Genomic DNA, 17601 nt, shown 5'->3' with positions numbered 1-17601 from the left:
TTTGTTCAAGGTTGAATATAATGTCCAATATTGGACAAATCAACCCTACGGAGGCCGCCTCGCCGTTTCACATGGCGTCCAGACCTGCCATCACCTTGTCAGGCGTGGCGGGGAAGCTGCGAACGCGGACACCACAAGCGTTGTAGATCGCGTTCAGAACCGCAGCACCTGCACCCGAGATACCCAGCTCGCCGACACCCTTGGCCTGAATGGGGTTCGCATAATCGTCGCGTTCCTCCAGCAGGATAGTGTCGATCTGCTCGGGCACATCGGCGTGCGAGGCGACGTGATAATTCGCCAGATCGCGGGTGATGATGTGGCCGGTGCGCGGGTCGTGCGCGGCCTCTTCGGTCAGCGCCGCGCCGATGCCCCAGATCATCCCGCCGACGAGCTGCGACTTCGCGGTTTTCTCGTTCAGGATACGCCCCGCGCCGAACACGCCGAGCATACGGCGTACGCGGACCTCGCCGCTGACCTCGTTCACGGCGACCTCGGCGAAGTGCGCACCAAAGCCCGAGGACAAGTGATCTTCGGACGTCTGGCCCTTTTCGATCTCCCCCACGGCCGAGAGCGGCGCGTCCAGCAGGTCGCTCAGCGCGGTGGTCTTGCCGCCCGCGGTCACCTGACCGTCCTTGAGGGTGAAGTCATTAGCGCCGCACTTCGCCGCGATCTCTTCGCGGATCGACTGACACGCGAGGAACACGGCGGAACCCGTTGAACTCGCACCGAAAGAGCCGCCGGAGCCGGACGCTTCGGGATAGTCAGTGTCGGCCAGTCGCACTTCGACGTTCTCGATCGGCAAACCCAAAGCCTCCGCCGTGATCTGCGCGAAAATCGTGTAGGAGCCGGTGCCGATGTCGGTCATATCGGTCTCCACCACGGCCTTGTCGCCGTCGAGCGTCACGCGGGCTTTGGCGGGCAGCAGCATGTTCTTGCGGGCCGCCGAGGCGACGCCCATGCCGATCAGCCATTCGCCCTCGCGGCGGGCGCCGTTGGCCTTGCGGTCCTTCCAGCCGAACTCCTGTGCGCCGCGTTTCAGCGCCTCTGTCAACGAATGCGCGGTGAACGGCACGCCGCTGTCGGGGTCACGCTCGGGCACATTCTGGAGGCGCAGTTTCACCGGACACATCCCCAGCCGCTCGGCCAGTTCGTCCATCGCGACCTCAAGGCCGAGCATCCCGACCGCCTCACCCGGTGCACGGACAGAGCCTGACGGCGTGCGGTGATTGCGCGACACCGTCTGCTGCATCTTGCGGTTCGGCGCGGCGTAGAGGAACTGGCTCGCCTGCGACGTCGGCTCCGCAAAGCCCTCGCCTTCGAGGTTGGACACCAGATCGTCGTGGCCGATGCTGGTGATCGTCCCGTCAGAGCGCGCACCGAGCCGCACGCGCTGCTCTGTCTCCGTACGGCGCAGCACCGCGTCGAACACGGTCTGGCGAGGCATGATGACGCGCACGGGACGGCCCAGATCGCGCGCTGCAATCGCCGCCGAAACCGCATCCGCGCCGATCCCCAGCTTGGAGCCGAAACCGCCGCCCACATAGGGCGCGAGGATGCGGACGTTCTCGGGGTCAATCCCCAGCGAGTCCGCGATTTCATTGCGGTTGAACTTCAGCATTTGCAGACTGCTTTGCAGCAGCAGCTTGCCGTCGTTCCACTGCGCGACCGATCCGTGCAGCTCCATCGCGGCAGAGACCTGCGCTTCGGTGGTGTAAATCTCGTCCACGGTCACATCGGCGCGGCCCATATCGGCCTCCAGATCGCCAACGTCGGGACCGCCCTGATCCTCTTGCGGAGCGGATTTCGGATCGACCAGCGCGCCTTCTTCGTCATAGCTGACCTTGATCGCCAGCGCCGCATCGCGGGCCGCTTCGAAGGTTTCGGCGACGACTAGACCGATGGGCTGGCTGTGGTAATGCACCTCGCAATCGGGCTGCACGGGGGCCTCGTCGGCCATGCCCTGCGCGTTGTTGCGGATGAATTTCGGGCCATGGAACAGACCGACGTAACCGTCGATCTTCTGCGCCGCGCTCTCGTCAAAACCCGTGACCTTGCCCTTGGTGATGCCCGCTCGCAGCAGAACGCCGTGCGCCATGCCGTCGGGGTGGTTATCGCCCGCATAGGTCGCGCTGCCGCTGACTTTCTTCGGGCCTTCGGTGCGGGATATGCCCTTGCCGAGGATTCCCTGACGGGTTTCGTCCAGCACGCGCGGCTGCGGGGCGTCCATTTTCAGATGCTTGTTCATGCGATTTCTCCCACGCGGTCGGAGCCGACGGATGCTTCGCGCAGGCCCGTGACTTCGGACATGACGGCGATCAGCGCGCGGCGGGTCATTGTGGTTTTAAAGGCATTGCCCTCGTCGGTGATCGCGGCGGTAAGCAACAGATCAGCCGCCTCGCCAAAGAGCTCCGCGCTGGGTTCTTTGCCGTTGAGGAAGGCGTTCACGTCGAGGTCCGCCCAAGGCCGCGCACCGATGCCGCCGAACGCAACAGAGGCGTTCTGGATCAGCCCGTGTTCGACCGTCGCGACCGCAGCGACCGACACGAGGGCAAAGGCATAGGAGGCGCGGTCGCGGATTTTGCGGTAGCTCTGCACGCCGATGACGGGTCTTGGCAGGATGACAGCGGTGATGATCTCGCCGTCTTTGAGGTTCGTCTCGATGTCCGGCCGATCTCCCGGAAGGCGGTAGAAATCGTCCATCGCGAGCTGATAGGTGTCGCCGTTCTTGCGGCGGATTTCGATCATCGCGTTCAGCGCCCGCAGCGCCACGGCCATGTCCGACGGATGCGCGGCGCGGCAGTCCTCTGAGGTGCCTAGGATCGCGAGCATACGCGATACGCCGCCCTTGGCCGAACATCCGGCACCCGGCTCGCGTTTGTTGCAGGCCATCTCGGGGTCATAGAAATAGGGGCAGCGCGTGCGTTGCAGCAGGTTGCCGCCAGTGGTCGCCTTGTTGCGGATCTGGCCAGACGCGCCCGCCAGCAGCGCACGTGACAGCACCGGATAGCCCGTGCGAATGCGCGGATCGGCGGCCAGATCGGCGTTCTTCACCAGCGTTCCGATGCGCAGGCCCTCACCCTTGGGTTCGATCTTGTCGAGGCCGGGAATGCGGGTGATGTCGACCACCTTATCGGGGGCCATCACCTGAAGTTTCATCAAATCGAGAAGGTTGGTGCCGCCCGCGATAATTTCGGACTTTTCATCCAGCGCACCGGCGGCGGAAATCAGATCGTTGACGCGGACATATTCGAACGGCTTCATTCCGCGGCCTCCTTCGTGGCGACGCTGCTGATCGCCTTGCGGATGAACGGATAGGCCGAACAACGGCAGAGGTTGCCACTCATGCGTTCGGCAATTTCCGCGTCCGACAGGTCCACCCCGTCGTTCAGATCGGCGCTGACATGGGAGGGCATTCCCTCGGCGGCCTCGTTCAACATACCCGTGGCAGACATGATCTGACCGGGGGTGCAATACCCGCATTGGAAGCCGTCACACTCAACGAATGCGGCCTGAAGCTCGTTCAGGTTATCCTCTGCGCCGAGCCCTTCGATCGTGGTGATTTCATCGCCATCGTGCATCGCAGCCAGCGTCAGACACGAGTTGATGCGGCGGCCATTGACCAGCACCGTACAAGCGCCGCACTGGCCGTGGTCGCAGCCTTTCTTGGTGCCTGTGAGGCGCAGATCATCGCGTAGCGCGTCGAGCAGGGACGTGCGGGGATCGAGGTCCAGTGACCGCTCCTCGCCGTTAACCGTCATTCGAATATCCATGAGAAACCTTCCGAGAATGCTGGCAGTCGCCGGCGCGTCGAAATAGGCGCGAGCCGACATGCGTTCGGAAGAAAACCCGATCAATTCATGATTGTTCCCGAAGGATTATCCAAACCAGTCCATAGCCTGCCGCAGGTCGGCGGAGAGCTGACGCTCCGCCTTCGCCTGCCGCGCGGGGTCGGGGATGCGGAGCAAATACGAGGGGTGGAGCGTGATCAGCACGTTGGCCCCGTCCGCCCCGCGTTCGATTTTGCCCCGCCGCGCCAGCAGCCTGTCGCCCGATCCAGTGAGCGCATAGGCAGCGGTGGCGCCCATCGCGACGATCAGGTCGGGCTTCACCTCCTGCCGTTCGAAATCGAGCCACCATTTGCAGTGGTCGATCTCCGAATTGTTGGGGCGGGAGTGGAGGCGCCGCTTGCCGCGCGGCTCGAATTTGAAGTGTTTCACCGCGTTGGTCACATATGCATCCTTGCGGTCCAGCCCCGCGACCTGCGCACAGGCGTCGAACTTCTGCCCTGCTGGCCCGACGAAGGGACGGCCCGCCAGATCCTCCTGATCGCCCGGTTGTTCGCCAACGACCATCAGCCGCGCATCGCGCCGCCCCGCGCCCGCAACGCCTTGGGTCGCGTGGCAGCCGATGGGACAACGGCGGCAGGCGTCGAGCGCGGGCTTCAGCGTCTCCAGCGTCAGATCGCCCATGCCTTCGGGTTTGCGCAGGGTCTCGGTGATCTTGGCCGCGCGCTGCGGCGGGATGGTGGGCATGGCCTCCTGCATAGCGATCGCGCGGGCGGGCGCGGTGCGGATCAGTTCGGGGATCAGCCGCGCTTCGGGCAGGTTCTTCCAGTATTTCTTGGGCATCTCCGAGGTCATCGCGCTCACCATCAGGCGGGCGGGATTGAAGATGTTGGCGAAATAGGCGCGCCACAGATCTTCGGTCGCGTCCTCGGGCGGCGGGGTCAGATCGCGGGTTTCTTCCAACAACAGATCACCCTTTTCGAAACGCGCCGTAATGGTCGGCGTCTTGATGATCCAGTCCATATCGCCAAAGCGTTTGGCAAAGAACGGCACCGCCTTTTCCACGATGGGATGTTCGGGTTCGAACCACGCGGCAAAGGCGCGGCGGTTGGCGCCTTGGGGCGTCACCTCGCGGAACCGAACGAAAGCGTGCATCTTGTGGACGTCGCGGCGCACGGCCCTCTCCTGATGCAGCACCTTGTTGAGCATCGCGTCAGAGCGGTCGCCCCAGCGCACCTCTCCCTTCGCCAGCCGCAGGATCAGCGCGTAGCCCCGCGCAAACCGTTCGGGATCACTGTGATAGAGCGCCGTCTCAAGGCAGGAAATCGCGTCCTTATGCAGCCGCAGTTCGATCGGCTGGCCGACGGGCGCGGCGCCCGAGGAGCCGAACAGATCGCCCCCGCCCTCGCCCACGCGCCACAGCACATCCTCTGCCCTGACGCCTTGCAGCGCGAGCATCCGCGCCTCCTTGCGCCACGCGGCAACGGTACCGATCCGTCGAAGCGACACCGTCCGCATCAGAAGAGGCTCAGTTGTTCGGGCGCAGGCGCGAATTTGGCCCGCAGGTTTTCCGCATCCAGCATCCGCGGCGTCCACCCCGGCAGGGTGATGAACGGCTGCGCGTGTTTGAGAACGCACCCGATGGCCAGCAGGTCTTCGTACCGCAGGGTCCGGTGCTTGCGCGCCGCGATGATCCGCTGCACGGAGCGTGTTCCGAACCCCGGCACGCGCAGCAGCATCTCCTTTGTTGCGCGGTTCACATCGACGGGAAACTGTTCGCGGTGGCCCAGCGCCCACGCGAGTTTGGGATCGACCTCAAGGTCCAGCATCCCCGTTTTCGGCGCGATCTCCTTGGCATCGAAGCCGTAGAACCGCATCAGCCAGTCCGCCTGATAGAGCCTGTGTTCACGCTGGAGCGGCGGGCGGATCAGGGGCAGCATTTTGGCCGCATCGGGGATGGGCGAGAACGCCGAGTAATACACCCGCCGCAGCCCGTAACCCGAATAGAGCGTCGAGGCATTCGTCAGGATCGACGCGTCATTCGCGCCGTCCGCACCGACGATCATCTGCGTGGACTGGCCCGCAGGCGCGAACCGTTTTGCTTTTCGACCGCGAAACGTCTTTTCCTTTGCCGCTTCGCCTTGGGTCTTCACGAAAGCCATCGCCTGCTTGATCTCGGAGGCGGACTTTTCGGGCGCATAGTCGGTGAGGCCCTTCTCCGTCGGAAGCTCCACGTTGATCGACAGACGGTCCGCCCAGCGCCCCGCTTCGTCGATCAAATCAGGCGAGGCGTCGGGGATGGTCTTCAGATGGATATACCCGCGAAAGTTCTCCTGCTCGCGCAGGGTACGCGCGATCCGCACCATGTCCGCCATCGTGTCGTCTGGCGATTTGATGATGCCCGACGACAGGAACAGCCCTTCGATGTAATTGCGGCGGTAGAATTCGATGGTCAGGTGGACGACCTCTTCGACGGTGAAGCGTGCGCGCTCGACCCGCGACGACACGCGGTTCACGCAGTAGGCGCAGTCGTAGATGCAGAAGTTCGTCATCAGGATCTTCAGCAGCGAGATACACCGCCCGTCAGGCGCATAGGCGTGACAGATGCCCGCGCCGCCGGATGATCCAAGGCCCCTGCCGTCTTTCGAATTGCGTTTCTGCCCACCCGATGATGCGCAGGATGCGTCGTATTTCGCCGCGTCCGCCAGAATCTCGAGCTTTTCCAACAGTGATTTTCTTGCCATTCGTTCACTATATGTTCTCACCGCATACCGCGCAAGATTTACGCAATCCCAAGAGCGTGATGAAAATTCCACGGAACCGATCCGTCAGGCATCCGTTGGTGTACGAGTTTTTCCAAGACCAGAGCATTGCCATGACATCCCCGCTGAACGACCCGCGCCATTCCGCCACCGAGCAGGATAAGGATACCCCCTACGATCATGGCCCCGCTGGTGGGTGGGGGTCGCTCAAGGGCGTTTCGCGGATCTTTGCGGAGGAAAAGAGCTCCCCTGTCGCAGTGAAAGTGCTTGCGGGCCTGAACAAGCCCAAGGGCGTCATGTGTTCCTCCTGCGCGTGGGCCAAGCCCAAGGACGCCGGCCCTGTGGAGTTCTGCGAGAACGGCGCGAAGGCGACCCTGTGGGAGCTGGACAGCCACCGTGCGGGGCCAAAGTTCTTTGCCGGCCATACCGTGAGCGATCTGCGGGACTGGCATGACCACGATCTGGAGAAAGCGGGCCGCCTGACGCATCCCCTGCGCTATGACGCGGGCTCCGACCGCTATGTGCCTGTGTCATGGGATACCGCGTTCGAGGAGATCGGTGCGTCCCTCAACGCTCTGGATGATCCGAAGTCCGCCGTTTTCTACGCTTCGGGTCATGCGGGCCTTGAGGCGTCCTACCTCTATGCCCTCTACGCCCGCGCTATGGGCCACCAGAACCTGCCGCAGTCGTCGAACATGTGTCACGAGACGACGTCGGTGAACCTCAAGAACGTCATCGGCACCCCTGTCGGCACCTGCACGCTTGAGGATTTCGACCATTGCGATGCGATCTTCTTCTTCGGGCAGAACACCGGCACCAACAGCCCCCGTTTCCTCCATGTGCTGAAGAAAGCCGTCAAGCGCGGCTGCAAGGTCGTCACCTTCAACCCCTTACGCGAACGCGGGTTGATCGAGTTCACCGATCCCCAGAACCCCGTGCAGATGACCGTGGGCAAGCCCACCCAGATCTCCGACAAATACTACCAGGTCCGTCCGGGTGGTGACATTGCCGTGCTCACCGGCCTCATCAAATGCGTTCTGGATGCCGAAGCCGCCGATCCGGGCAAGGTGATCGACCATGACTTCGTGCGCGAGCACACCCACGGTTACGACGACACCATCGCCGCGGTGCAGGGCTATACGTGGGAGCAGATCGAAAAGCAGTCGGGCCTGACCCGCGCCATGATCCAAGAGGCCGCCGATATCTACATCAGCGCCAAGAACGTCATCGGCATCTACGGCATGGGCCTGACGCAGCACGTCAACGGCTGGCTGAACCTCGGCATGTATGTGAACCTGCTGCTGATGCGCGGCAATATCGGCCGTCTGGGCGCCGGTATCTCCCCCGTGCGTGGGCACTCCAACGTGCAGGGACAGCGGACTGTGGGTATCGGCGAGAAATCCGCCCATATGCCCGCCGATAAACTCAAGGAGCTGTTTGGTATCGACGCCCCGACAGAGAACGGCATGAACGCCGTCCATGCGTGTGAGGGTATTATCGACGGCAAGGTAAAGGCGATGGTCTCCCTCGGCGGCAACCTCCTGCGCGCCCTGCCCGACCGTGAACGGATGGAGGCTCTCTGGCCCAAGCTGGATGTCACCGTGCATATCGCGACGAAGCCGAACCGCTCCCACCTCTTCCCCGGTAAGGTCAGCTATATCCTCCCCTGTCTGGGCCGCACCGATAAGGACATGCAGAACGGCGTCCCGCAGGCCATTTCGATGGAGGATACGTTCTCCCACATCTACGGCTCCATCGGTCAGGCCGAACCGCCGAGCGAACAGCTTCTGTCCGAAACCGCGATTGTCGCCCGCATGGCCAAGGCGACCCTGCCCGCCAATCCGCATCTGCGCTGGGACGACTGGACTGCGAACTACGACCTGATCCGCGATCTGATCTCGCAGACGTTCCCCGACGATTTCGCGGACTTCAACGACCGCCTGCACGAGCCGGGCGGGTTCTATCGCGGCAACCCAGCGCGGGACCGCCATTGGAAGACCGACAGCGGTAAGGCCGAGTTTACCGCGCCGACCACTTTGTCTGCTCTGGGACAGGAACCCGACGGCGACAAAGTGATGACGCTCGTAACCCTCCGCTCCAACGACCAGTTCAACACCACGATCTACGGCTTCTCTGATCGTTTGCGGGGCCTCAAGGGCACCCGCATGGTCGTCCTCATCAACCGCGACGAGATGGAGCGCCTCGGGCTGGAAGAAGGGCAGAGCGTCACGCTCCGCTGTGCAGTGGAAGACGGAAACTACCGTGCGGTCACGGGTCTCAAGGTGACAGGCTATGATCTGCCTGCGGGATGCGTGGCGGGATACTACCCCGAACTGAACCCTCTCGTCCCCCTCGGCTATCACGAAAAGAACTCACAGACCCCCGCCTACAAAGGCACCCCCGTCGAGATCGTCATCTAAATCGCCCAGCGCCTACCGCAGCACGTTTGCGGTAGGCGCTTTTCGTCCAGCACGCGCATTGCGCGAATGTTGGACGGATTTCCCGCTTGTACCCGTTCCCCCTCGCCCCATAACTAGTGGACAAAGCCGCGCCTCGAATGCGCCGCGGAGGAGACTGGAGATCATCATGAAAACCCATAACAGCACGCCGCGCGCAGAGCGGCTGGTAGATGAACTGACGCTGGAAGAACAGATCAGCCTGATGTCGGGCGAGGATTTCTGGAACGTCGGCGCGATCGAACGCCTCGGCATCGGCGCTCTGCGTGTCACCGACGGCCCGAACGGCGCGCGCGGTGGCGGCAGCCTCAACGGCGGCACCCATTCCGCCGCTTTCCCCGTAGGCATCGCCATCGGCGCGACGTGGAACCCCGAGCTCGTTGAAAAGGTCGGCGCGGCCATCGCGCTTGAGACCCGCGAAAAGGGCGCGTCTGTCCTCCTCGGGCCGACGATCAACATCCAGCGCGGCCCGCTCAACGGTCGTAACTTCGAATGCTATTCCGAGGACCCTATCCTCACCGGCTACCTTGCCGCCGCCTATGTGACCGGCCTTCAGGCGCAGGGCGTGGCCGCGACGCTTAAGCACTTCATCGCCAACGAAAGCGAAATCCGCCGCACGGTGAACTCCTCCGACGTGGACGAACGCACTCTGCGCGAGCTGTACCTCGTCCCGTTCGAGATGGCGATCAAGCAAGCGAACGCTTGGGCGGTCATGACCTCCTATAACCGCATCAACGGCACCTATGCCGCCGACAACAAGTGGCTGATCTCGGAAGTGCTGCGCAATGACTGGGGCTTTGATGGCCTCGTCATGTCCGACTGGTTCGGCCTGCGTTCCACCAAGGAAGGCGCGATTGCGGGCCTCGACCTCGAAATGCCCGGCCCTGCGCTGGTACGCGGTAACAAGCTGCTCGAACTCGTCCAGAGCGGCGATGTCCCCGCAGAGATGATCCGCGCTGCCGCGCTTAACGTGCTGCGCCTGCTGGAGCGTACCGGCGATCTCGATAACATGGACGAACGCACCGAGATCGAAAACGAGCGCGACGAGACCCGCTCCCTCATCCGCGAAGCTGGCGTGCAGTCCGCCGTTCTGCTGAAAAACGTCGGCGCGCTGCCGCTCGAAGGCGAGATGAAGATCGCCGTCGTCGGCCCGAACGCCAAATCCGCCCGCGTCATGGGCGGCGGCTCCGCGCAACTCAACGCTTACCGCCGCGTCTCTCCGTGGGACGGTCTGGTCGATGCACTGGGCGAGGAGACCCTCACCTTTGCCCAAGGCTGCCGCAATGACCGTTTCGAGCCGATCATCGAAGGCACCTTCACCCGCGCATGGTTCGCCAATGACGCGCTGGACGGCGAGCCGTTCAAGACCGAGGAGATCGCCGCCCTCGAACACTTCGGCAGCGCCCCTGTCGAGGGCGTCGATCCCCACAACCATTCGTCCCGCACCACGGGCACGTGGACCGCGCCGCGTGACGGCACCTTCCGCTTTGGGTTCCACTGCACCGGCAAGGGCCGTTTGTTCCTGAACGACAAGCTGATGGCCGAGGCATGGGATAGCTGGGAACGTGGCCGCACCCTCTTTGAGGAAGGCTGCGATCCCGTCACCGCCGACATCACCGTCAAGGAAGGCGAAACCGTCGACATCCGCTTCGAATTCGCGACCAAGCCGAACTTCGATTTGTTCTTCCACGCGCATCAGGTCGGTGTCGGCCGCGTGCTGGGCATGGATGACATCGAAGAAGCCGTCGAAGTCGCCGCCGCCGCCGATGTCGCCATCGTCTGCGTGGGCCGCACCGCCGAATGGGACACCGAAGGCTGGGATCTGCCAGACATGACCCTCCCCGGCATCCAGAACGATCTGGTTTCTGCCGTCGCTGCCAAAGCGCACAAAACCATCGTTCTGCTGCAAACGGGCGGTCCGGTGGAAATGCCGTGGCTCGATCAGGTCGATGCGGTTCTCGAATGCTGGTACCCCGGTCAGGAGGCAGGCTACGCCATCGCCGACGTGATCCTCGGCAAGCGCAGCCCCGGCGGCAAACTTCCCCAGACCTTCCCCGTCAAACTGGACGATGCGCCCACCTTCAGCGGCACCCCGCAGCGCACCTATCCGGGCGAGGACGGCCGTGTCGAATACACCGAAAAGCTGGAAATCGGCTACCGCCACCACAGCGGCGACGGCCCCGCGCCGCTCTTCCCGTTCGGCTTCGGCCTCAGCTACACGACCTTCAGCCTCGGCACGCCCGACGCGGAGCTTGACGAGACAGGCGCAGGCTCCGTCACACTGCCCGTCACCAACACGGGCGAGCGCAAGGGCTCCGAAGTCGTTCAGCTTTACATCGCGCCGCAAACCGCCTCGGTGGACCGCCCCGCGATGGAGCTCAAAGGTTTCGCCAAGCTCGCCCTCGCAGGCGGCATGACCGACATGGCCAAGATTACGCTCTCCCCGCGGGACTTCGCCTACTTCGATGTGGACAGCCAGACGTGGAAGGTGGACGCAGGCGACTACACCCTGCGCATCGGGACCTCGGCCGCTGACATCGCCCACGAGGTCACGGTAACGATCGCAGCCCAGACGCTGCACGTCTGACGTCTGGCAGCAACGCCCGATCCATGCTACGGCAGCCTTCCAACGCGGAGGGCTGCCCCTCCGGCCCGATCAGACCGGAGGATGCGATGACAAGCGAAGCCAAAGCCTGCTGCGGCGCCAAGCGCGCCTCCGTCATCGACCCCGCCGATCCCTACACCGCCGCCGCGCTTGCGGTCCCCAAGGCCAGCGCGGAAACGCAGACCAAGCTCCGCGAGCCTCTGAGGAAAATCCCCGGCGGTATCTTCGAGATGGGCGCACGCAAATCCACATACCCCGACGATCTCGACGCCCCGCGCCGCAAGGTGAACGTGGACGCTTTCCTGATGTCGCCCACCTCCGTCACTAACGCCGAATACGCGGTCTTCGCCCAACAGACAGGCTACCGCACAGTGGCCGAGGTCGAAGGCTGGAGCTTCGTCTTCCACCTCCTCCTCGCCGAACCTGACAAATTCCAGAACCACCCCGTCGGCCTCGAATGGTGGCGCCGCGTCGATGGCGCGTACTGGGCAGCCCCCGAAGGCCCCGGAACCTCGTGGCACGACCGCGCCGATCACCCCGCCACCCACCTCGCATGGTACGACGCGCTCGCCTACGCGACTTGGGCCGGAATGCGCCTCCCGACAGAGGCCGAATGGGAACGCGCCGCCCGCGGCGGCCTCAAGAATATGAAATTCCCATGGGGCAATCAGCTCGTCCCCTCCAGCGGCTACGCCATGAACACATGGCAGGGCGATTTCCCCCATACCAACACGGCAGAGGACGGCTACATCGGCACCTGCCCCGTGACTGAATACCAGCCCAACGGTTACGGCATGTACAACATGACGGGCAACGTCTGGGAATGGGTGCAGGACTACTACGGTCCCCGCGCAGCCCCCGCCAAATTCCCCGAACGCAATCCCAAAGGCCCCAGCGAAGGCCACCCCCGCATCCAGCGCGGGGGCTCTTTCCTGTGCCACGTCAGCTATTGCGACCGCTACCACGTCCACTCGCGGACACGGAACGACCCCGATAGCTCGACCTCGAACTGCGGGTTCAGGGTCGCCGCCGACCTCTAGGTCCGCGCCCCCTCACCTTTGTGCCTTAAATATCCCGGGGTGAATTGGCCGCAGGCCAAGAGGGGCAGCGCCCCTCCACACTTTACCGGCTATACTTGATGAACGGCGTCAGCTGCCCGATCCGGTCATAAAGCTTGCGGGCGTTCTCGTTGAAATCCTGCGTCATCCAGTAGACCGTCGGCGTGCCATTGGCGTCAGCAGCGGCATAGACCGCCTCGATCAGCGCGCGGCCCGCGCCTGTGCCGCGCACATCGGCGTTGACGTAGAGGTCTTGCAGATAGCAGACGTCTTCCACTTTCCAGTTATGGGCGTGGTAGATGTAATGGACGAAGCCGATAACCTCACCGCCCTGCTCGGCCACGAGCGCGTTCTGCTGGGTGCGCGCGGGGTCGATCAGGCGCTTGAAGGTAGCCGCATAGACCTCCTCGGTCACGCCGCTCTCGTAGAACACCAGATATTCGCTCCACAGCTTGCGCCAGACAGCTTCGTCTTCCGCGCGGAGCGGACGGATTGCCAATGTCATCGCGATTTCCCCTTCGTCAAATCTCTTCGGAGCGGAAATTTGCACGTCTCTGAGCCGCACGAAACCGATGAATTGTATCGGTACGCAAATACCTCACCGAACGGGCCACTGACCCGTTGAAATCCGGCGTTTCAGGTGCATCTTTTAAGAAAAGGGCAGTGATATTGACGCAAGCACAAATTCTACAGGAATTCATTACACTCTGGGTTGTGATCGACCCAATCGGCACGTTGCCGGTGTTTCTCGCCGTGACCGTGGGCCTCAGTGCTGCCGCGCGGCGCGAGGTGGCCTTCAAGGCCATCGCGACCGCGTTTGGAGTGCTCTTGTTCTTCATCCTCGTCGGCCAGATCGTTCTGGAGGCTCTGGGCCTCTCGCTCGGCGCGTTCCAGATCGCGGGCGGGCTGGTGCTGCTGCTCTTTTCGCTGCAAATGATCTTCGGTGAGGCCAAACCCGAGGCGGAGATCAACGCCATCACCTCGAACAGCCAGCGGGCCATTTTCCCCGTGGCGATTCCCTCCATCGCCTCACCGGGTGCGATGCTGGCGGTGGTGATCCTCACCGACAACGATCGGGTCGCCGTCGCCCATCAGGTGATGACGGCGGGCATCATGGCCGTGGTGCTCGGTTTCGCGCTGGTGATGATGCTGCTGGCCAACCCGATCTACAAAGTCATCGGGCTCGCAGGGGCGAGCATCATCAGCCGCGTGATGGGCATGATCCTCGCCGCTGTGGCTGTCGATGCGATGCTGTCGGGGCTGGACCGCCTCGGCGTGATAGGCGCGAACCTCTAGCGCAGGCGCGCCTCCAGCGCGTCCTTCACCGCAGCGGGCACAAAGCCCGACACGTCCCCGCCCAGACGGCAGATTTCCTTGACCAGCTTGGACGCAATCGCCTGATTTTTCGCGTCCGCCATCAGGAAGACGGTCTCCACGCTGGCGTCCAGCGCGCGGTTCATGCCGACCATCTGGAATTCGTATTCGAAGTCGGCCACAGCCCGCAGACCGCGCACGATGACGTTCGCACCCACATCGCGGGCGCAGTCGATCAGCAGGTTTTCGAACGGATGCGCAACGATCTCTGTGCCGGTCGATGCCGCGATATCGGCGACCTCTGCGCGGATCATGTCCACGCGCTCTTCGAGGTTGAACAAGGGGCCCTTGTCCCCATTGATTGCAACACCGATCACCAGACGGTCCACGAGCGTGCAAGCCCTGCGAATGATGTCGATGTGTCCGTTCGTAATCGGGTCGAACGTTCCTGGGTATAATCCGATGCGCATAGGGCCCTCCCTGCCAGCATTGCCCGCACGCAACAATATTGCGCACGGGAATGCAAGGGGTGTTAGTGACCCATCACCATACCTTCGAGCGCGTCACGCTCCATTGCGATCTCTGCCAGACGGGCTTTGACCACGTCACCGATGGAGATGAGGCCGACCAGTTTGCCGTCTGCCATGACGGGCATGTGGCGGAAACGTTTGTCGGTCATGATCTGGAGCACTTCGTCGGCGGACTTATCGCCCGTCGCGGTGATCGGATTCGCGGTCATGATCTCGCTGATCGGGCTTTCCAGCACGGACGGGCCGCGCTTGCCGATTTCGCGCACGATATCACGCTCCGACAGGATGCCGTCAGCGGTTTCGCCGTTGCTCGATACGATGATGGTGCCGATCCGGTTTTGGGACATTAGCTCGGCAGCCTTGGACACGACCTCGTCCGCCGCGAGCCAGATGATGCCTGCTTTGTCCTTGGAATTCAGGATACTATTAACCAGCATGATGGTCCTCCTTCCACTTGCCTTCATCTAATCGTCGCGCCCTAGAAACGCTTCTGTCAAGCGGCGAGAGCTTCCAGACGGGCAACTTCCAACTTAAGTCCCGTTAAAAGTGCCTTTGCGAAGCGGTTGAGGCGGTCCGATGTGCGGTCCGATGAATGTCTGACCAGATAGAAACTGCGCTTGAGCGATACCTCGTCCATGAGAATGCGTCGCAATTCGGGGGCAAAAGGCAGCGCGAAATCATGCACAAAGCCTACGCCGCCGTGCCTGAGCATCTGCATCTGCACCGCTACCGAATTGGAGGCGAGCTGCACGCCGTCCCCGCCAAGATCGCCTAGATAGTCGAGCTCCTTATCGAAGATCATATCGGGGATGTAACCGACCACAGGCAGCCCCTTCAGCCCGCCCATCCCGTCAGGCGCGGCCATGTCCGAGCGCATCGCGAGGTGAAGGCGATAATCCGTCACCCGCTGCACCGTCAGACGCCCCGCATCGGGCGGCGATACGGTGATCGCCATATCCGCTTCGCGTTTGGACAGGTTGACCACCCGCGGAAGGGCCAGCACCTGAACCTCCAACCCCGGATTATCGCGCTGGATGTCAGCGCAGACCTTGGGCAGCAGGAAGTTCGCGCAGCCGTCGGGCGCACCGATGCGGATCTGGCCCGAAAGCCCCTGATCGGCCTCCTGCCCTTCGTCCATCGCCAGCGACAGCGCGGCCTCCGCCTGCACCGCATGGTCCCGCATCCGCGCGCCCGCATCGGTCAGCGCATAGCCTTGCGGTGATTTCACGAACAGCGGCGAGCCGACCGCTTCCTCCAGCCGTGCAATCCGCCGCGACACCGTGGCAGGGTCCATTTTGACCAGTGGCCCGGCGGCAGAAAGGCTCTCTGCCCGCGCAACCGCGAGGAACACCCGCATGTCATCCCAGTTCATCCCCACCCCTTGCAAAAATGCAAAACCATTTTGATGAACATTCTATTCCACCGAACAAAACGCAAGACTAATGTGCGGCCAAATCAGGTTTCAACGTCTGGGAGGATTACCATGACCGAACTTACCCACTGGATTAACGGCCAGCACGTCAAAGGCACTTCGGGCCGCTTTCAGGACGTCTACAACCCCGCCACCGGCGAAGTCATCGGCCAGGTGCCGCTCGCCTCGCAGGACGAACTGAACGCTGCCATCGCCGACGCCGAAAAGGCTCAGGTCGCATGGGCTGCCACCAACCCGCAGCGCCGCGCACGCGTCATGATGAAGTTCGGTGACCTCATCAACGAGCACATGGACGAACTGGCCGAGCTGGTTTCCAAAGAACACGGCAAGACCCTCCCCGATGGTCGCGGCGACGTTCAGCGTGGTCTCGAAGTCGTCGAGGTCTGCATGGGCGCTCCGGCGATGATGAAGGGCGAATTCATGGGCGACGCCGGTCCGGGCATCGACCTCTATTCCATGCGTCAGCCGCTCGGCGTTGTTGCGGGCATCACCCCGTTCAACTTCCCTGCGATGATCCCGCTGTGGAAAATGGCCCCTGCGCTCGTTTCGGGTAACGCCATGATCCTCAAGCCGTCCGAGCGTTGCCCGTCGACCTCGCTGCGTCTTGCTGAACTCCTGAAAGAAGCCGGTCTTCCGGACGGCGTCCTTCAGGTTGTGAACGGTGACAAGGAAGTCGTTGACGGCATCCTCGACAACGAAACCATCCAAGGCGTCGGCTTCGTCGGCTCCACCCCGATCGCCCAGTACATCTACGGCCGCGCAGCGACCAACGGTAAGCGCGCCCAGTGCTTCGGCGGTGCGAAGAACCACATGATCATCATGCCGGACGCGGACCTCGACAAAGCTGCCGACGCTCTGGTCGGTGCAGGTTTCGGCGCTGCCGGCGAACGCTGCATGGCGATTTCGGTTGCTGTTCCGGTCGGCAAGGAAACCGCTGACCGCCTGATCGAAAAGCTGGTCCCGCGTATCGAAGCGCTCAAGGTCGGCCCGTACACCGGCGGCAACGATGTGGACTACGGTCCGGTCATCACCCCGCAGTCGAAGGCCCGCATCAACGGCCTCGTCACCTCGGGTGTCGAGCAAGGCGCTGAGCTCGTGATCGACGGCCGCGAATTCTCGCTGCAAGGTTACGAGAACGGCTTCTTCGTCGGTCCGTCGCTCTTCGACAACGTCACCGAAGAGATGGACATCTACAAAGAAGAGATCTTCGGCCCCGTCCTCTCGACCGTTCGCAAGGACACCTACGAGGAAGCGCTCGATCTGATCATGAAGAACCAGTACGGCAACGGCACCGCGATCTACACCGCAGACGGCGACACCGCTCGCGACTTCGCGGCCAAGGTCAACGTGGGCATGGTCGGCATCAACTTCCCGATCCCCGTTCCGCTGTCCTACTTCACCTTCGGCGGCTGGAAGAAGTCGGCCTTCGGTGACCTCAACCAGTACGGCCCCGACGCGCTGCGCTTCTACACGAAGACCAAGACCGTCACCGCGCGCTGGTTCTCGGGCATCAAGGAAGGCGCTGCGCTCAACTTCAAAGCGCTCGACTAAGCCCTTCGGAATACACGCGAAAGGCCGTCCTTCGGGGCGGCCTTTTTCGTTGGGTACTAAGGATGAAATGTTAGCGAAATCATTTATTTACCCCTTGCACTTCATCCC

14 protein-coding genes are annotated in these 17601 nt (G+C 62.8%); 5 read left to right on the top strand and 9 right to left on the bottom strand.

Annotated elements, in window-relative coordinates; translation table 11 throughout:
- Positions 1-67 precede the first annotated feature (67 nt).
- From HCZ30_RS09780 to HCZ30_RS09760, 5 genes are all read right to left on the bottom strand, one after another.
- Positions 68-2245 carry a xanthine dehydrogenase family protein molybdopterin-binding subunit gene (locus HCZ30_RS09780; protein ID WP_167638095.1) on the bottom strand — a complete coding sequence of 726 codons (2178 nt, stop codon included), beginning with the start codon at positions 2243-2245 and terminating at the stop codon, positions 68-70.
- A complete protein-coding gene (locus tag HCZ30_RS09775) occupies positions 2242-3261 on the bottom strand; it encodes an FAD binding domain-containing protein (protein ID WP_167638094.1) in 1020 nt (339 codons plus the stop codon). Before HCZ30_RS09775 ends, HCZ30_RS09780 begins: the two co-directional genes overlap by 4 nt.
- Positions 3258-3770, bottom strand: coding sequence for a 2Fe-2S iron-sulfur cluster-binding protein (locus HCZ30_RS09770; protein WP_167638093.1), 513 nt, complete (start codon positions 3768-3770; stop codon positions 3258-3260). The genes HCZ30_RS09775 and HCZ30_RS09770 overlap by 4 nt, the downstream gene beginning before the upstream one ends.
- Positions 3771-3875: 105 nt before the next feature.
- On the bottom strand, positions 3876-5303 hold the full coding sequence (locus HCZ30_RS09765) for a UdgX family uracil-DNA binding protein (RefSeq protein ID WP_167638092.1): 1428 nt from the start codon (positions 5301-5303) through the stop codon (positions 3876-3878).
- Positions 5303-6529, bottom strand: a complete 1227-nt coding sequence (locus HCZ30_RS09760; RefSeq protein WP_167638091.1) for a putative DNA modification/repair radical SAM protein — start codon at positions 6527-6529, stop codon at positions 5303-5305. Before HCZ30_RS09760 ends, HCZ30_RS09765 begins: the two co-directional genes overlap by 1 nt.
- A 131-nt stretch (positions 6530-6660) precedes the next feature.
- On the opposite strand from HCZ30_RS09760, the gene HCZ30_RS09755 reads away from it, so the two are divergent.
- The 3 genes from HCZ30_RS09755 to HCZ30_RS09745 all read left to right on the top strand — a co-directional run bounded on the left by HCZ30_RS09755 (position 6661) and on the right by HCZ30_RS09745 (position 12648).
- Entirely contained in the window at positions 6661-8967 is a 2307-nt protein-coding gene (locus HCZ30_RS09755) for an FdhF/YdeP family oxidoreductase (protein ID WP_167638090.1), read from the top strand.
- A gap of 166 nt (positions 8968-9133) precedes the next feature.
- Positions 9134-11590: a beta-glucosidase gene (locus tag HCZ30_RS09750; RefSeq protein ID WP_167638089.1), complete on the top strand. Its 2457-nt coding sequence runs from the start codon at positions 9134-9136 to the stop codon at positions 11588-11590.
- An 86-nt stretch (positions 11591-11676) separates the two neighbouring features.
- Positions 11677-12648, top strand: a complete 972-nt coding sequence (locus HCZ30_RS09745; protein ID WP_167638088.1) for a formylglycine-generating enzyme family protein — start codon at positions 11677-11679, stop codon at positions 12646-12648.
- An 82-nt stretch (positions 12649-12730) separates the two neighbouring features.
- Here the strand turns inward: HCZ30_RS09745 and HCZ30_RS09740 are convergent, their stop codons facing one another.
- Positions 12731-13171: a GNAT family N-acetyltransferase gene (locus tag HCZ30_RS09740; protein WP_167638087.1), complete on the bottom strand. Its 441-nt coding sequence runs from the start codon at positions 13169-13171 to the stop codon at positions 12731-12733.
- A gap of 158 nt (positions 13172-13329) precedes the next feature.
- Here HCZ30_RS09740 and HCZ30_RS09735 point away from each other — a divergent pair, with 158 nt between their 5' ends.
- Entirely contained in the window at positions 13330-13962 is a 633-nt protein-coding gene (locus HCZ30_RS09735; RefSeq protein WP_348640371.1) for a MarC family protein, read from the top strand.
- Here HCZ30_RS09735 and coaD read toward each other — a convergent pair.
- From coaD to HCZ30_RS09720, 3 genes are all read right to left on the bottom strand, one after another.
- Positions 13959-14450 (bottom strand): pantetheine-phosphate adenylyltransferase, encoded by a 492-nt coding sequence (gene coaD, locus HCZ30_RS09730; protein ID WP_167638086.1) that lies wholly within the window; start codon positions 14448-14450, stop codon positions 13959-13961. The two genes, HCZ30_RS09735 and coaD, sit on opposite strands and share 4 nt — an antisense overlap.
- Before the next feature lie 62 nt (positions 14451-14512).
- Positions 14513-14947, bottom strand: a complete 435-nt coding sequence (locus HCZ30_RS09725) for a CBS domain-containing protein (protein ID WP_167638085.1) — start codon at positions 14945-14947, stop codon at positions 14513-14515.
- 56 nt (positions 14948-15003) lie between these two features.
- Positions 15004-15882 carry a LysR family transcriptional regulator gene (locus HCZ30_RS09720; RefSeq protein ID WP_167638084.1) on the bottom strand — a complete coding sequence of 293 codons (879 nt, stop codon included), beginning with the start codon at positions 15880-15882 and terminating at the stop codon, positions 15004-15006.
- A 111-nt stretch (positions 15883-15993) separates the two neighbouring features.
- Here HCZ30_RS09720 and HCZ30_RS09715 point away from each other — a divergent pair, with 111 nt between their 5' ends.
- On the top strand, positions 15994-17493 hold the full coding sequence (locus HCZ30_RS09715; RefSeq protein ID WP_167638083.1) for a CoA-acylating methylmalonate-semialdehyde dehydrogenase: 1500 nt from the start codon (positions 15994-15996) through the stop codon (positions 17491-17493).
- Positions 17494-17601 lie beyond the last annotated feature (108 nt).

The organism is Marivivens donghaensis (assembly GCF_011806565.1).
GTDB classification, from domain to species: domain Bacteria; phylum Pseudomonadota; class Alphaproteobacteria; order Rhodobacterales; family Rhodobacteraceae; genus Marivivens; species Marivivens donghaensis_A.
This window is presented reverse-complemented; position numbering and strand designations above follow the sequence as displayed.

Bases quoted from the DNA above. Each gene is read 5' to 3' on its own strand.
- HCZ30_RS09775 (WP_167638094.1), bottom strand. From the start codon at position 3,261: ATGAAGCCGTTCGAATATGTCCGCGTCAACGATCTGATTTCCGCCGCC.
- HCZ30_RS09720 (WP_167638084.1), bottom strand. From the start codon at position 15,882: ATGAACTGGGATGACATGCGGGTGTTCCTCGCGGTTGCGCGGGCAGAG.
- HCZ30_RS09755 (WP_167638090.1), top strand. From the start codon at position 6,661: ATGACATCCCCGCTGAACGACCCGCGCCATTCCGCCACCGAGCAGGAT.
- HCZ30_RS09740 (WP_167638087.1), bottom strand. From the start codon at position 13,171: ATGACATTGGCAATCCGTCCGCTCCGCGCGGAAGACGAAGCTGTCTGG.
- HCZ30_RS09770 (WP_167638093.1), bottom strand. From the start codon at position 3,770: ATGGATATTCGAATGACGGTTAACGGCGAGGAGCGGTCACTGGACCTC.
- HCZ30_RS09725 (WP_167638085.1), bottom strand. From the start codon at position 14,947: ATGCTGGTTAATAGTATCCTGAATTCCAAGGACAAAGCAGGCATCATC.
- HCZ30_RS09760 (WP_167638091.1), bottom strand. From the start codon at position 6,529: ATGGCAAGAAAATCACTGTTGGAAAAGCTCGAGATTCTGGCGGACGCG.
- HCZ30_RS09745 (WP_167638088.1), top strand. From the start codon at position 11,677: ATGACAAGCGAAGCCAAAGCCTGCTGCGGCGCCAAGCGCGCCTCCGTC.
- coaD (WP_167638086.1), bottom strand. From the start codon at position 14,450: ATGCGCATCGGATTATACCCAGGAACGTTCGACCCGATTACGAACGGA.
- HCZ30_RS09715 (WP_167638083.1), top strand. From the start codon at position 15,994: ATGACCGAACTTACCCACTGGATTAACGGCCAGCACGTCAAAGGCACT.
- HCZ30_RS09765 (WP_167638092.1), bottom strand. From the start codon at position 5,303: ATGCGGACGGTGTCGCTTCGACGGATCGGTACCGTTGCCGCGTGGCGC.
- HCZ30_RS09780 (WP_167638095.1), bottom strand. From the start codon at position 2,245: ATGAACAAGCATCTGAAAATGGACGCCCCGCAGCCGCGCGTGCTGGAC.
- HCZ30_RS09750 (WP_167638089.1), top strand. From the start codon at position 9,134: ATGAAAACCCATAACAGCACGCCGCGCGCAGAGCGGCTGGTAGATGAA.